The sequence below is a fragment of the Actinoplanes ianthinogenes genome, from assembly GCF_018324205.1.
Classification (GTDB): Bacteria; Actinomycetota; Actinomycetes; order Mycobacteriales; family Micromonosporaceae; genus Actinoplanes; species Actinoplanes ianthinogenes.
In genome coordinates, this window is the sequence record NZ_AP023356.1 from 6867300 (window position 1) to 6882405 (window position 15106).

The 15106-nt window shown below is 72.4% G+C and carries 13 protein-coding genes; 5 read left to right on the top strand and 8 right to left on the bottom strand.

The window, feature by feature from the left end:
• Positions 1-517 precede the first annotated feature (517 nt).
• Genes Aiant_RS31275 through Aiant_RS31285 form a run of 3 tightly spaced genes read right to left on the bottom strand, consistent with a single transcriptional unit; the run spans position 518 to position 2474 of the window.
• Positions 518-1741, bottom strand: a complete 1224-nt coding sequence (locus tag Aiant_RS31275; RefSeq protein WP_189333774.1) for an NYN domain-containing protein — start codon at positions 1739-1741, stop codon at positions 518-520.
• A gap of 46 nt (positions 1742-1787) precedes the next feature.
• Positions 1788-2060 carry a GlsB/YeaQ/YmgE family stress response membrane protein gene (locus Aiant_RS31280; protein ID WP_189333773.1) on the bottom strand — a complete coding sequence of 91 codons (273 nt, stop codon included), beginning with the start codon at positions 2058-2060 and terminating at the stop codon, positions 1788-1790.
• Between the two features lie 36 nt (positions 2061-2096).
• Complete coding sequence (locus Aiant_RS31285) at positions 2097-2474, bottom strand: YccF domain-containing protein (RefSeq protein ID WP_229830792.1); 378 nt, start codon at positions 2472-2474, stop codon at positions 2097-2099.
• Positions 2475-2578: 104 nt separating this feature from the next.
• Between Aiant_RS31285 and Aiant_RS31290 the strand changes: the two genes are divergently transcribed.
• Positions 2579-3067: a hypothetical protein gene (locus tag Aiant_RS31290; RefSeq protein ID WP_189333771.1), complete on the top strand. Its 489-nt coding sequence runs from the start codon at positions 2579-2581 to the stop codon at positions 3065-3067.
• Positions 3068-3171: 104 nt separating this feature from the next.
• Here Aiant_RS31290 and Aiant_RS31295 read toward each other — a convergent pair whose 3' ends face one another.
• The 4 genes from Aiant_RS31295 to Aiant_RS31310 form a co-directional block, all read right to left on the bottom strand.
• The gene (locus Aiant_RS31295; protein WP_189333770.1) at positions 3172-4935 is read right to left on the bottom strand and encodes a vWA domain-containing protein; all 1764 of its coding nucleotides are present in this window, start codon (positions 4933-4935) and stop codon (positions 3172-3174) included.
• A 1-nt stretch (position 4936) separates the two neighbouring features.
• Positions 4937-5983 (bottom strand): ATP-binding protein, encoded by a 1047-nt coding sequence (locus Aiant_RS46660; protein WP_212847257.1) that lies wholly within the window; start codon positions 5981-5983, stop codon positions 4937-4939.
• A gap of 71 nt (positions 5984-6054) precedes the next feature.
• Positions 6055-6660, bottom strand: coding sequence for a hypothetical protein (locus Aiant_RS31305; RefSeq protein WP_189333768.1), 606 nt, complete (start codon positions 6658-6660; stop codon positions 6055-6057).
• A 26-nt stretch (positions 6661-6686) separates the two neighbouring features.
• Positions 6687-7964: an alpha-hydroxy-acid oxidizing protein gene (locus Aiant_RS31310; RefSeq protein ID WP_189333767.1), complete on the bottom strand. Its 1278-nt coding sequence runs from the start codon at positions 7962-7964 to the stop codon at positions 6687-6689.
• Between the two features lie 45 nt (positions 7965-8009).
• On the opposite strand from Aiant_RS31310, the gene Aiant_RS31315 reads away from it, so the two are divergent.
• From Aiant_RS31315 to Aiant_RS31330, 4 genes are all read left to right on the top strand, one after another.
• On the top strand, positions 8010-9527 hold the full coding sequence (locus tag Aiant_RS31315) for a DNA polymerase IV (protein WP_245006626.1): 1518 nt from the start codon (positions 8010-8012) through the stop codon (positions 9525-9527).
• Positions 9528-9781: 254 nt separating this feature from the next.
• Positions 9782-11518 (top strand): aa3-type cytochrome oxidase subunit I, encoded by a 1737-nt coding sequence (ctaD, locus tag Aiant_RS31320; protein WP_189333765.1) that lies wholly within the window; start codon positions 9782-9784, stop codon positions 11516-11518.
• A 114-nt stretch (positions 11519-11632) separates the two neighbouring features.
• Complete coding sequence (locus tag Aiant_RS31325; RefSeq protein WP_189333764.1) at positions 11633-13042, top strand: hypothetical protein; 1410 nt, start codon at positions 11633-11635, stop codon at positions 13040-13042.
• Positions 13043-13292: 250 nt separating this feature from the next.
• A complete protein-coding gene (locus Aiant_RS31330; RefSeq protein ID WP_189333763.1) occupies positions 13293-13859 on the top strand; it encodes a TetR/AcrR family transcriptional regulator in 567 nt (188 codons plus the stop codon).
• 225 nt (positions 13860-14084) lie between these two features.
• On the opposite strand, the gene Aiant_RS31335 is transcribed toward Aiant_RS31330, so the two are convergent.
• Positions 14085-14912 (bottom strand): GtrA family protein, encoded by an 828-nt coding sequence (locus Aiant_RS31335; RefSeq protein ID WP_189333762.1) that lies wholly within the window; start codon positions 14910-14912, stop codon positions 14085-14087.
• Positions 14913-15106 lie beyond the last annotated feature (194 nt).

Sequence of the window (15106 nt, forward strand, 5' to 3'; positions counted from 1 at the left end):
GGGGACGCGAGGTCCGCGAGGGTCCGGGCAGGCGGCGCGCTCCCGACCCGGGCTGGTCCTGGTGGCCCTATCCGACCCTCGAATAGGGCCACCAGGACCAGCCCGAACCGTGAGTCGCGTTGCGGTCCGGATTCGTGCGGACCTCGCGTGACCGGCCTGGACCGTGAGTCGCGTTGCGGTCGGGGTTCGTGCGGACCTCGCGTGATCAGCTTGGACCGTGAGTCGCGTTGCGGTCGGGGTTCGTGTGGACCTCGCGTGACCAGCTTGAACCGTGAGTCGCGTTGCGGTCCGGGTTCGTGCGGACCTCGCGTGACCAGCTTGAACCGTGAGTCGCGTTGCGGTCCGGATTCGCGCGGACCTCGCGCGACGGGCCTGGACCGTGAGTCGCGTTGCGGTCCGGGTTCGTGTGGACCTGGCGTGACCGGCCTGGACCGTGAGTCGCGTTGCGGTCCGGGGGCTCGGGGCCTCGCGGCGGGCGAGCCACGGGCGCGTGCTCAGGGCGTACCGTAATCGGGTTTCAAGCGGCGCCGAGCCAGGAGCGGACCTCGGCGATCTCGTCGTCGCTGAGGGCGATGGCGGCGGCCTCGGCCCGGTTCAGCACGTTGTCGGCGAAGGCCGCCGCGATCTCGGTGGCGTTCGGCGGGGGCTGGCGATAGAGCGGCGCGCCGCCGAACGCGGTGCCCCGGGTGACGAAGGCGATGGCGCTGCGGCTCACGTCCACGCCCTGCGCGGCGAGCTGGTCGCGGGCCCAGCGGGTCGCCTCGGTCAGGTTGAAGTGGTGGCCGGCCGCGTAGTCGGCGAGCGACTGGTAGACCGGCGGCCACATCTCGCGGGGCAGCCGGGGGAGGCTGAGCAGCGCGGACAGGCGGCCGACCGGCTCCGGCGCGGGACCGGTGCTGATCCCGGACTCGGGTGGCTCGTGCCGGGCGGAGTCCCAGACGAAGTGGTTGGAGAACTTGGCGCTGGGCAGGGCCAGGCTCTCCAGGGCGCGGACGAAACCGCCGTTGCCGAACCAGCTCGTCTCGTCGACGCTCGGGCCGAGCTGGCGGCGCAGGTCGTGGGCGAGCGAGGCCAGGTTCAGCGGGCCGGTGGCCGCGGTGTAGCGCCAGACGACCAGGTCACGGAACTGTTCGTAGGAGACCGGGGTCTCCGGGTCGCCGGGTGTCACCGGCGCCTCGTCGCTCTCCACCGGCTCGCCCTGCACCAGCTCCAGCAACTCCTGGCTGGTGATCAGCCGGTCGGCGACCGCGATGAACGCCTCGGCCGCGTCCGACGGCGACACGATCGTGGTGCGCCGGTCGGCCCGGCGCAGGCGCACCAGCAGCGGTGTCATGTCCGAGTCGCCGGAGGCGATGACGAACTCCTCGTACGGCACCGGGTCGGCGAGCGCGTCGACGGCGTCGACGACCATCCGGATGTCGGCGGCGTTCTTGGTGTGGGTCAGCCGCGGGCAGTCGATCACCTCGAAGCCGGCGTTCACGAAGAACGGCCGGAACTGCGAGTAGTAGAGCCGGGGCTGGGCCGCCTCGGTGTCCGGATTGGGCACCCAGCCGCCCGGGTTCATGTAGCAGCGCAGGATCAGCCAGCGGCGCGGGCCGTCGACGGTCAGCGCCGTGGTCAGCCGGACCAACCACGCGGCCGGGTCCTTGGCGAACTGGATCGCCACGTCCGGGTCCTGCTTGATCAGTCCGCTGAACACGTTGTCGAAGTCCAGGTAGAGTGCGGCGCGTACGCGGGCCATGACCGAAAACCTACCGTGCCCGCGTCGCGCCGTCTCTCAAGAACGTTTATCCGAGCCTGCGGCGGCTGCTCGCGCCGGTGACCAGGGCCACGCCGACCGCCGCGAGGCCGACCTGGAGGCCCAGCTCGATCCAGTCGATGCCAGGGGTCTCGTCCACGCCGAACACCGCCGCGAGGAACGTGCCGAGGATCCCGGCCACCACGCCGACCAGCAGCGTGACCCAGATCGGCATGCTCTGCTTGCCGGGCACGACCAGGCGCCCCAGGGCGCCGATGATCAGGCCGAAGACGATCCCGGTGAAGATGCCGTTGATTTCCATCCCAGCTCCTGTCCGTGCTCCTTGATGGGCCGACCGTCAGTCGGCGTCGACGATCTCCCGGCCGAGCGGCCAGAACGCCACGGGGACCAGCTTGAAGTTGGCGATCCCGAACGGGATGCCGATGATCGTGATGCACAGCGCGATGCCGGCCGTCAGGTGGGCCAGCGCGATCCACCAGCCGAACAGGACCACCCACAGAATGTTCGCCAGGCCGGAGCCGACACCGGCGCCCGGGCGGGACACCACGGTGCGGCCGAACGGCCACATCGAGTAGAGCGCCAGGCGGCCCGCGGCGATCCCGAACGGAATCGTGATGATCAGGATGAAACAGATCACGGCCGCGATGCCGTAGCCGATCGCGAGCAGGAACCCGCCGCCGAAGATGAACCACAGGACATTCAGGAGGAAGCGCACCCGCTCAGCATGAACCTCCGGGGCCACCCGTAGGGGTCACCCGTTCCGCCAAGGTCGCACAGTCTGGACGGCGGGTGCGGACCGGCTCCGGGTTGGGTACTGCCGTGCAGCTCGCTCAGGTGCTCGATGTCCTCCAGGAACTTCACGTCGCCGCCGGACACCCGGAGATCGCCGAGGTGGCCCGCTTCGGCACGGACGGCGCGCCCGGCGGGCCGTCGCCGGCCGGGCTCCGGATCCGGTATGTGACCGGGTCGGAGGCCTATCTGTGGGGTGCGGTCTGGCCGGGGGAGACGGCCGTGCCGGTGCCGGAGGTGCTGCCGCCGCCGAACCGGCGCGCGCCACGGGCCGCGGCCTTCGCCGCGCAGTTGCTGGAGGCGGCGCGGCCCGGCGTGTTCCGGGCCTGGGAACTGGTCGCGCTCCCCGATCTGGGCCCGGCCGGCGAGCGCGGCAAGGTGCCGCTCGGCTTGCGGATCAACTGCGCCGACGGTACGGCCTACCTGCTGCGCGCCACGGCGGCCGGCGGACCCACCGTCGAGCCGGACACCGAGCCACACCCCGAGTACCAGATCGTGCTCGCAAAACGCCGCCGGTGAGATGGGCTCGGCTTTTCCGACGCCGCGGGGTTTGCGGAGGCGGAAAAGACGCGCCCATCTCACCGGTTACAAGGCGTTTTGTGCGCGGAGCGAAGCGGAGCCAGTCAGCAGAGCCCGAACACCTCGCCGCGCGGGGTGAACGGCAGGCGGGCACCGCGCGGCATCAGGTAAGCATGCGGCCGGCGGATCCGCAGCACGTCGCACTCGCCGTCGGTGATCACCAGGATCGGGCCGTCCGGCGGGAAGTCCGGGGCGCGCTCCAGCAGGCTGATCGCCGGCTGCAGGGCGGTGCCACCTCGGCCGCGGACCCGGACCCGCCCGGCGATCTCGTCGACCGGCAGGTACCCGGCGTCGTACGCGGTGGCGTCGCAGAACACCACCCGGGCGGCCGGCACGTCCCGGGCGGTGGCGTAGGACGCGATCGCGCCGAGCGCCTTGCCCATCAGCTCGTGACTCATCGAGCCGGAGGTGTCCACCACCACGCCGAACGTCCCGCGTGGCACGAGCTCCTCCGGAAGGTGCCGGCCCGGTCGCGGAATGTCCGGGGTGGACGCCTGGCGGCGGGACGGGCGGGCGTACGACCGTCGCGGCTCCACCACCGGCACGTGTTCGTCGAACCACCGGGCCAGCCGTACGTCCCACGGCAGCGGCGGCTGCTCGAGCACCCGGATCTCCGCTTCCAGCCCGGCCGGCAGCAGCCCGCGGCCGCTGCTGTGGTGGAACGCGTACCCGGTCAGCAGCGCCCGCCGGTAGTACTCGTCCAGGTCGATCCCGCCGGCCCGGTGACCGGCCCAGGGCAGCGGCTCGCCCAGCATGTCGCCGGCGCCCCTGCCGCGCAGCGTTGCCAGCTTGCGCATCCGCCGCAGGTCACCGGCGATCCGGTCGTACACCTCCTCGGCCGACGAGCCGGCCAGCTCGGGGTCGTGCAGCAGGCCGTCCGGCATCGTCCCGACACCCATCTCGACCAGCCAGCCGTTGATCACATAGTCGCAGGCAACGTTCCACAGGTACGGGTCGCGTGGCCCCACCCGGTCGGCGTGCCGGAGCGCGGCGTGCAGCATCTCGTGGGCCAGCACGAACCGCCACTCGTACCCGCCCAGCCCGCACCGCGGGTTCACGTAGATCTCGCCCGCCTCCGCGGAGACCGCCGCCACCTGGATGTCCCAGCTCCGGGCCAGCTCCGCGTCGGCGACCACCCGGAAACCGGCCGCCACCGCGCCGAGCAGCGGGAACGACCCGATGAACCAGCTCATCGCGCGGTCCCAGGCGGCCTGCGGCCCGCGTCCGCCGCCGGCCTGGTCGACGGCCGCGGTGGCCGCCGCGGCCAGGCCCAGCGCGAACCGCTCCGGCCAGTCGCTGTGCTCGTTCGTCGTGGGCGGCCCGAGGTCCGGCATGCCGGCCCCGCAGGCCGCGAACTCGGCCGGCACCCCGGACCGCCGCCACTCGCGCAGCAGCCGCTCCTCGTCCGCGGTGGGCAGCACCGCCGGGACGGCGACCGGTTCCCAGCCCAGCTTGACCTCCCGCTGGAACCGGGTCACCCCGAGACAGGCGACATTTTCGTACGCCGGATCGCGCGCCGCCCCGGGCCCGAGGTGCCCGAAGCCCAGGTGCAGCAGGCAGTGCCCGAGCACCCAGGTCCACTCCTCGACCGCCAGCCGCCGTGCCCTGTTCGCCCGGATCCGGCCGGCGGCGTCGACCAGCGCGAAGCCGAGCGCCGAGTCCTCGACCAGGGTGGCCGAGGCGGCCGGCCGCTGCCAGGAACCGGTGGTCAGCGGCTGGAACATCGGGTGGTGGACGAGCGACTGCCAGGCCGCGGTGAACGCCGCGACGTTCGGGTCGATCCGGTCGCTACCCGTCCGGCGGGCCATCTCAGGCCGCCCGGGCGGCGATCAGCCGGGGCAGGTCGCGGCTCACCTCGACCAGGAACCAGGCGGGCAGCACCGGCGCGCCGCCGGCGTCCGCGGCGATCACCAGACGGCCGCACTCCAGGGAGAGCTCGGCCAGCTCCACCAGCAGCGCCTTGGCCCGGTGCGCGAACTGCCGCACGCTCGCCGGCGCCCGGTCCTTGGCGGCCGGCAGGTCCTTGATCAGCCGGGCCCGGAACGCCTCGGCCAGGAAGTAGAGCAGGTCCCGGTCGGCCGGGGCGGAGGGCCAGCCGGCGTCACCGCGGACGATCGCCTCCAGACCGTACCGGTGGCGGACGATCTTGACGTAGCCGCTGAACGCGGCGGCGTGCGCCGGGCTCAGCGTGCCGCCGGCCAGCAGCCGCAGGGTCTCGTCGCCGACGTCGTCGCCGTACGAGTGCAGCGCGTCGGAGAGCATGTGCCAGCTGCGCGGGGTGGAGAACGTCTCCTCGGTCTTGGGCGGGGCGGCCCACAGCTGGTCCGGGCGTTCGGCGAGGTAGCCGAGCACCCACGGGTGGATGCCGGCGCCTGCCGCCCAGTTCGCCCAGTCCGCGTACGCCGCCCGCAGGTGCACGTGGATCATCCGGTTGACCAGGGCCGACGCCATCGGGCGGGCGAGCGCGTTGTCGCTGCTCCGGTTGCCGGCGCCGACCACGATGGACCCGGCGGGCAGCTCGTACGCGCCGATCCGGCGGTCCAGGATCAGCGAGTAGAACGCCTTCTGCACGTCCGGGGCGGACGCGTTCAACTCGTCCAGGAACAGGCAGTACGGCTCGTCGCGGGCGATCGCCTCGGGCGGGGCGAAGCGGCTGCGGCCGTCGCGCAGCTCGGGCACGCCGATCAGGTCCTCGGCGGCCAGCTGGGTGCCGACCAGGGTGACGCACTCCAGGCCGAGCGAGGCGGCGAAGTCGCGGATCAGCGAGCTCTTGCCGATGCCGGGGGCACCCCACAGGAACACCGGCCGGACCACCGCGACGTGCAGGAGCAGGTCGGGCAGCTGGGCCGGGGTCACCGTGAGCGCGGAGTGCATGGCGCACAGTCTGCTGGCTCCACCCGCGGCGAGCAGCCGATTTAAACGAGTGCCTACCGACCCGATCGTTGCCGGGCGACCTCCGCCCAGTGCCGGGCGACCGCCGCGTACAGCGACCGGTCCAGGATCCGGAGGGCGACCCAGGTGAGGGCCGCGAGCACCCCGACGGCGACCCCGAGCGCGCCCATGACCTGGAAATACACCCGCTCGTCGGTGATGCCGGGAAGGCACGCGGCGGAGAGCACGACCAGGATCGCGAGCATCCAGCTGCCGGTCCGGATGCCGTCCGGGTCCCCGTTGAGGGTCATCCGGCCGGAAACCATCAGCCGGTTGCCGATCAGCAGCAGGATCGCCAGCGGGAACAACGCCAGCAGCGGGATCACCGGCCGATCGCCCTCCTCGGCCCAGAGCAGCGCCTCGACGGTCAGGCCCCCGGCGATCGCCGCCAGGCTGGTCGCGATCAGGACACCGCCGGCGGTCCGGCAGCGCCGCCGCATCACCGGGTCGGCGAAGGCGCCCCCGTCGTCGCCCCGCACCCGCCAGGCCGCCACCTCCCGGACCGCCGCCATGGCCAATCCCCAGAGGACGGTGCCGAGCAGCGCCAGCAATGCCAGCCCCACCAGCACCCTCATCATGCCGAGCTGCTGTCTCAAGTCCACGGCCGACCTCCCTGTCGGTCAGTACCTCAGGCGGCCGTTCCCGGTTCAGCGCGGACCCGGTCCCGGGTGATGTCCGCGATCGTGCGGGCTCCGGTCAGGGCCATGGTCAGGTCCAGCTCGGCGACCACGTTGCGGATCACCTCGGCCACGCCGTGCGCGCCGGCCAGCGCGAACCCGTACAGGTGCGGCCGGCCCAGCAGCACCGCGTCGGCGCCCAGGGCGAGCGCGGTGAACACGTCCGCCCCGGTCCGGATGCCGCTGTCCAGCAGCAGGGCCGGCTCCGGCCCGAGCGCCGCCCGGATCTCCACCAGCGCGTCCAGCGACGCCACCGCGTTGTCCACCTGCCGCCCGCCGTGATTCGACACCACCAGCGCGTCCACCCCGATCTCGAAGGCGCGCCGGGCGTCCGCCACAGTCACGATCCCTTTGAGTACGACCGGAAGACTGGTCCGCCGTTTCAGCGTCGCCAGGTGCTCCCAGCTCAGCCCGGGGTTGGAGTAGATGTCGAGGAAGGTCTCGACGCTGGCGCGCGGGATCGGTGACCGCAGGTTGTCCCAGAACGAGCCGGGGTGGTTGCGGGACATCGCGAGCAGCGCCCGGATCGCGCCGAGCGTCACCTTCGGCCGCTCCCGCGGCTGGCGGGCGCGTTCCGCGGCGATCTCCTGGAACACCGGGTCCGAGGTGTACTGGGCGATCCCCAGGCCCTTGGCGAACGGCAACGAGCCCAGGTTCAGATCCTGCGGCCGCCAGCCCAGCACCGTGGTGTCCAGGGTCACCACCAGCGCGCCCGCCCCGATCGCCTCGGCCCGGGCGATCAGGCTGTCGACCAGCCGCTCGTCCTTGCTCCAGTAGAGCTGGAACCAGCGCGGGGTCTCGCCCATCGCGGCCGCGCACTCCTCCATCGGGTTGCAGCCCTGGTTGGAGAAGATGTACGGCGTCCCGGTCGCGGCCGCCCCGGTGGCGATCGCGATGTCCGAGTCCCGGCCCATCAGCGCGCCGGCGCCGACCGGGGCGAGCAGCAGCGGGCTGGGCAGCCGGGTGCCGAGCACCTCGGTGGACAGGTCCCGGTCGACCGCGCCGGCCGCCATCCGGGGCACGATGGCCCACCGGTCGAAGGCCGCCCGGTTGCGCCGCATGGTCCGTCCCTCGCCCGCGCCGCCGGCCACGTAGGCCCAGGCCTCGGCGCTGCTGGCGCGCTTCGCGCGGCGTTCCAGCTCGGCGAAGTCGGTCGGCACCACCGGGCGGCGGCCCAGCGTGCCGGCCCGGTAGATCGTCGACTGGCGGGACAGTCCGTTCTCCGGCATCGCGGGCTCCTTAACTTGTCGTACCCGGTGCGTAGGCTGCGGGTCGTGAGGGGGGATCGTCGTGCGGGGGATCCGAGCATTCTGCACGTGGACCTGGACGCGATGTTCGCCGCGGTCGAGCAACGCGACAAGGTCTCGCTGCGCGGAAAACCCGTGGTGGTCGGTGGGCTGGCCGGCCGGGGCGTGGTCGCCACCGCCTCCTATGAGGCGCGCGCCTTCGGCGTGCACTCGGCCATGCCGATGTCCCAGGCGCGGCGGCGCTCCCCGCCCGGCACGGCCTATCTCGTCCCGCGCTTCGCGGCGTACAAGCGGACCAGCGAGGTGGTGATGCGCCTGCTCGCCGAGGTGTCCCCGCTGGTCGAGCAGGTCAGCATCGACGAGGCCTACGTCGACCTGGCGGTCACCGGGCACGATCTCAGCACCGCGGGCGTCACCGAGCTGGCCCTGCGGATCAAGGCGGAGATCGCCGCGGCCACCGGCGGGGTCACCGGCTCGATCGGCGCGGCCTCCTCCAAGCTGCTCGCGAAAATCGGCTCGGACCTGCACAAGCCGGACGGTCTCACGGTGGTGCCGGCCGGGCAGGAGCTGGCCGTGCTGCACCCGCTCCCGGTGAAACGGCTGGGCGGCGTCGGCCCGGCCACCGAGCAGCGGCTGCACCGCTCCGGGGTGCGCACCGTCGGCGACCTGGCCCGGGTGCCGCTCGACGACCTGGTCGACTGGTTCGGGACGGCGCACGGGCAGGGGCTGTACAGGCTGGCCCGGGCGCAGGACGACCGGCCGGTGGTGAGCGAGCGGGAGGCCAAGTCGGTGTCGGCCGAGGAGACGTTCGACGTCGACCTGACCGATCCGGTGCGGCTCAACCGGGAGCTGGACCTGCTGTCGGCACGGGTGGCCGGGCGGCTGCGGGCCGGCGGGGTGACCGGGCGGACGGTGAACATCAAGGTGCGTCATCACGACTTCACCACGGTGACCCGGGCGGTGACCCGGGACCAGCCGACCGACGACGGGCGCCTGGTGGCACAGCTGGCCCGGCGGCTGCTCGCCGAGGTGGACACGTCGGGCGGCATCCGGTTGCTCGGGGTGGGCGTGTCGACGCTGGCCGACTTCGCGCAGGACGACCTGTTCTCGGGATCGTTCCCGGAGTTCGGGGCGGCCTTCGCGGGAGCGGCGGAGCCACTGGGCGAGTTTCCGGGTGCGGGCGGTGGATCGTCGGCTGAGGCCGGGTTCCCTCCTCCCGCGGAGCGGTCCGATTCCGCCGTCGTCGATCTGTTGCCGGTCGTCGCCGCGCCGGAATCATCCGACACATCGGAAATGCCCGCGAAATGGCCGGCGGGCGCGGGACGGGACGAGGCGGTGGTTCCGGTGTGGCGGACGGGGCAGGACGTCCGGCATGAGGAGTTCGGGGCGGGGTGGGTGTGGGGGAGCGGGCTCGGGTTGGTGACCGTTCGGTTCGAGGGGCCGCTGACCGGGCCGGGGCCGGTGCGGACGTTCGCGGTCACGGATCCGATGCTGCACCCGGCCGATCCGCCGGATTGGACGACGGACGGGGCACATGATCCTTGAGCCGGGATTCAGCCCGGCGCGGCCTCGCGGTCCGGGCCCGCGGCGGCGTGGGCGTCGAGGCACGGGACTCTGCGAGGGCGTACCAAATCGGGTTTGATCTTGTGAGGCGCACTCGGGGGCGGGGAGCGGGCTGCCGGGTTGTGCATTTGGTGATTTTCGGTGGGGTTGACCGGAACCGATGGGTGTGGCGCGGGTTGGCAAGGCGATTTGGGGGGAGTACGAACGGATCGAGTGTGTCCTCGCAGGAGGCCTGAATGACGACCGTCGCGCCGCGTCCGGTGCAGTCCCGTTCCTGGCCGGTCCGCCGGTCGGTGCGCGGGTCGTGGCTGGCCCGGACCATCCGCACCACCGATGCCAAGCAGATCGGCATCATGTACATGGTCACCGCCTTCGCCTTCTTCATGGTGGGCGGGCTGATGGCGCTGCTGATGCGCGCGGAGCTGGCCCAGCCGGGGATGCAGATCCTCTCGCCGGAGCAGTACAACCAGCTGTTCACCATGCACGGCACGATCATGCTGTTGCTGTTCGCGACGCCGATCCTGTTCGCCTTCGCGAATTTCGTGGTGCCGCTCCAGATCGGCGCGCCGGACGTCGCCTTCCCGCGGCTGAACGCGTTCGCCTACTGGCTGTACCTGTTCGGCGGGACGATCGCGGTGCTCGGCTTCGCGACGCCGAACGGGGCGGCCGACTTCGGCTGGACCGCCTACGTGCCGCTCAGCGGCGGGCAGAACTCGCCGGGGATCGGCGGCAACATGTGGGTGGTCGGGCTGGCGCTCTCCGGCCTCGGCACCATCCTCGGCGCGGTCAACATGATCACCACGATCCTGTGCCTGCGCGCGCCCGGGATGACCATGTTCCGGATGCCGATCATGACGTGGAACATCCTGCTCACCAGCCTGCTGGTGGCACTGGTCTTCCCGTTCCTGGCGGCGACGCTGTTCGCCCTGGCGGCCGACCGGATCCTGGGCGCGCAGGTCTTCAACGTGAACACCGGCGGCCCGTTGCTCTGGCAGCACCTGTTCTGGTTCTTCGGGCATCCCGAGGTCTACGTGGTGGCGCTGCCGTTCTTCGGGATCATCACCGAGGTGATCCCGGTGTTCAGCCGCAAGCCGGTGTTCGGCTACAAACCTCTGGTCGCGGCCACCCTGCTGATCTCCGGGCTGTCGATGAGCGTGTGGGCGCACCACATGTTCGCCACCGGGCAGGTGCTGCTGCCGTTCTTCAGCCTGCTCAGTTACCTGATCGCGGTGCCCACCGGGATGAAGTTCTTCGTCTGGATCGGCACCATGTGGCGCGGGCAGCTGTCCTTCGAGACGCCGATGATGTTCGCGCTCGGGTTCATGATCACGTTCCTGCTGGGCGGGCTGACCGGGGTGCTGCTGGCGTCCCCGCCGGTCGACTTCCACGTGCACGACTCGTACTTCGTGGTGGCGCACTTCCACTACGTGCTGTTCGGGACGATCGTGTTCGCGGTGTTCTCCGGGATCTACTTCTGGTTCCCGAAGATGTTCGGCCGGATGCTCGACGACCGGCTGGGCAAGGTGCACTTCTGGCTGACGTTCATCGGGTTCCACATGACGTTCCTGGTGCAGCACTGGCTGGGCGCCGAGGGGATGGCCCGGCGGTACGCGGACTACCTGCCCGGCGACGGCTTCACCACGCTGAACACCGTCTCGACGATCGGCTCGTTCATCCTCGGGGCGGCGACGCTGCCGTTCCTCTACAACGTGTGGAAGTCGTACCGGGCGGGGGAGCCGGTGACGGTGGACGACCCGTGGGGACACGGGAACTCGCTGGAGTGGGCCACGTCGTGCCCGCCGCCGCTGCGGAACTTCGACAAGATGCCGCGGATCCGGTCGGAGCGGCCGGCGTTCGACGCGAAGTTCCCCGAGCTGGCGGTGTCGGCCCGGGGCGGGACGCCGGAGGAGGGGTCGCTGGTGCGCGGGGAGAACCCGCTGCTGGAGGAGAATTCAGGCGAAAATAGGAAATAGCAGTATTTGCCGGTATGACCGGATGGTGAGTGAAGGCTGAGGCGGCCGTAGCCGGGCTCAGGGGGCGTCCGATGAAACGTCAGACACTTCCTCCTTTGTCCGGAAGGATGCTTCATGCCGCCTGCTCTTGCCCGTTCCCTCGGCGCTGCCACCGCCGCCCTCGCGGCCCTGGCGGTGCCGGCGACACCCGCCTGGGCCGGCGGCTCCGCCTGCGACCTCGGCCGCTTCACCGCCACCTCCCAGGCCGACCTCGCCAAGATCACGGTGCTCGACCCCGGCCCGCTCGCCCCGGAGCTGCCCGCCCTCGCCGACGTCCGGCTCGCCCCCGCCCGCAGCGACGTGGACAGCGGGCGGCGTCTCGGCAGGGCCCGGAGCACCGCCGGGTACGGCGACGCAAAGCTGCTCGGCATGAACCTGCCCGGCCTGCCGCTGCGCGACGCCGAGGCCACCCACCTGGCCCCCGGCCAGCGCCCCGGCCCGGTCACCGTCGCCCTCGCCGCCCTGAACGCCGGGGGGCTCGCCACCGCCCAGGCCGGCAAGGCGACCGCGGCGGCCAGCTGGGACGACAGGTATGGGTGCGGAAAGACCGGCCCGCTGACCCGCGGGGCCGCCATGATCGAGGGCCTCAGCCTGCTCGGCGGCGGTCGCGCGGGCGGGCCGGCCATCCAGGCGGTCAGCGAGCTCACCCGGGCGGCGAGTCCGACCAGCCTGCTCAAGGTGGGGCCGACCGGATCCACGCAGAGCGCCACCGACCTGGTGAAGCTCGGGGGCGGGCGGATCGGCGTACGGGCCGGGGCGGGCCTGGCGCTCAGCGACCTGACCCTGTTCGCCGGAACCCCGCAGGAGATCACCGCCAAGGTGCTCACCCAGCCGACGCTGGAGGTGGTGGCCGGCGGCGACGAGAAGCACTCCCGGGTCACCTATCAGCCCGCGGTCCTCTCGGTGCGCTCCGGCGGCAAGCTGGTCGAGAGCCTGGACGCCAAGCACGCCGACGTCTCGCTCAGCCTGCTCGGCCGGCTCACGGCGGACCGGCCCGCGTCGCTGCTGTCGGTCCGGCTGTCGCTGGGCACGCCGACCCAGAAGGTCGACGGTGCGTCGGTGTCGGCGACGGCGGCCTCGCTGCGGGTCGAGGTGAAGCTCGGGGCAGTGCACCTGCTGGACGTGGCGATCGGGTACCTGTCGGTCTCGGCGACCGCGCCGTGCCGGGTGGGCGCCTCGACGCCGCGTCGGCAGGTGTCCGATTCCGATACTCCGGTGGGCTCGGCACCGTCCTCCGCCGAGGTGCCCTCCGGCCGGTCCGCCGCGTCGCCGCGCGCCGCCGCGCGGCACACCTCGCCGGCCTCCCCGGCCGCGGGCCGCGACGCGACTTCCGGTCCGTTCGGCAAACCCGATTCGGGTACGCCCTCAGCCGGCGGTCTCGCCCTGACCGGGTCGAACGTGGCGGCCGTCGGCCTCGGCGGGGTCTCGCTGATCGTCGTGGGTCTCGGGGCGCTCTTCCTGACGCGCCGCCGTCGCCGGGCGTAGGTGGTTGCCTTCGGCCGCCGGACGTGGCCGGGTCCGCGTCCACGCCGCCGTTCGGGTCGTTGTGCCGGGTGATGCCGTGGGTCGTCCGGTGATTGCTCCGGCGGTCGGCCGCCGCCCCACCTCGCGTGGGGATTCGCTCCGGCGGCCGGCCGCCGGTGTTCCCGGTTCGGCCGCGGTGAGCCGGAGGGCCCGGTTAAGAGTGCCTATGGGGCGGGTGGGCAGTTCCGGAAGCGGCCATAAGATTGATCGTGTGCCACCGCAAAACCTCCCGCCCCGCGACGCGATCCATCGCGCGGCCGGGGAGATGTTCGTCCGGGATGGTTACGGCGCCACCACGGTCCGGGCCATCGCGGCGGCGGCCGGGTGCGACCCGGCACTGGTGATCCGGCATTTCGGGTCCAAGGAGGGGTTGTTCCTCGCCACCGTCTCGGTCTCCGGAGACCTCACCGGGATCCTGGCCGGCCCCCTGGAGTCGATCGGCCGTGAGCTGGTCCGCTACGTCCTGGACGGGGCGGGCAGTCCGGTCGCCGGGGTCTACCGTGCCCTGCTGAGCGCCTCCGACCGCCCGGAGATCAAGGAACGCATCCGGGCCTCCATGCATGACGTTTTCGTCGGCCCGCTGGCCGAGCGGATCGGCGGCAACCTTCCCGAGCTGCGTGCCCGCCTGGCGGCTGCCCAGTTCGCCGGGCTGATCAACGCCTACTGGCTGGTCGGCGATCCGGTGCTGGCCCACGCCGACCACGACGCGGTGATCGCGCTCTACGGCGACGCGATCCAGCGCCTGCTCACCTCCGACGACCCGCTGCCCGCCGGCTGATCCGGTGGTCGCTCACAGCCGGTGGGGTTGTGGGCGGCGGCTCGGTGCCGTCGGTCTTCCGGCGCGGGTGGGCCGCTGCGGGCGGCGCGGGTCGGGCGGCCCGGCGTGGCGCGGTGAGTGACGCAGGGCGGTCGGCGTTGCGGCGAGGGCGTCGGCTGCGGGTGGTGGGGTGCTGGCGGCGTTGCGGCGGGGCGGTCAGCTGCTGGCGGTGTTCCGGCGCGGCGGTTAGCTGCGGGCGGTGAGGTGCTGGCGGCGGTTGCGGTGCCAGGTGCGGAGGCGGCCGGGCGGACGCTGGTTGAGGACGCCGGAGTTGGGCTGCCCGGTGCAGAGGCGAGCCGTCGGGATGGGCGCCAGGGTCCCGAGGCAGGCCAGCGCCGCGGTGAGGTTGCCGGTCGTGGGGAAGGCCGGCATCGACGGCGCGGCGAAGGTGTCGGCCGGGGTGGCGCGGACAGCCGTGGCGGGAGCGCTGTTCGCGCGGGAGCGGACCGTGCGGCGGCTCGGCGTGGTGCGGCGCGGGACGGTGGTGTCCGGGCCGCCGGTGCGGACGGCCGCCGGCGAGGTGGTGACGAGCGGGGCCGGCGACCGGACGGGTTCCGGCTCGGCGGGCGGGGTGTGCCGGTGGGCCGCGAAGACCCATGTGCGCAGGACCAGGTAGCGGGCGCCGCCCACCAGGCTGCCGGTCAGGGCCAGGATCATCGACTCGGTCAGCGCGGACGGGTGCGGGCCGGCGACCGAGGCGAGCCAGGGGGAGACGGCGAGGTTGGCCAGGTAGACGACCACCGAGGTGAGGCCGGCCTCCCAGTGCAGGCGGCCGATCGCGGAGGTGGTGACGCTGAAGGTGATCCGGCGGTGGGCCTCGGTGTTGGCCGGGGTGACCACGAGCAGCGCCAGCCAGCTCGCCCAGGTGGCGGCCAGCACCTCACGGACGGAGACGTAGACGACCGTCTGCAGCACCGTGCTCAGCGCGCCGACCAGCATGAACCAGAAGAGCTGGCGGGGCACGGTCGCGTTCCACGCGGGTGGGCGGGCGAGCCGTCCTGCTGGTTGTGGCATGACTGAGCGCTTTCGGACAGCGATGGTTACCGCCGTAGTGTCAACACCGTTGACGGCCCGTGTCAACGACGTTGACACCGTGATGCGGGTTACCCTGCGCCATCGTGCGGTGGCGGTGCGAGGTGGCTTCTGTCCGTTTTTGTGGACCAGTTCAGGGTAGAAGATCCCGTTTTGCCAAGGCGCTTTCCGGGGCG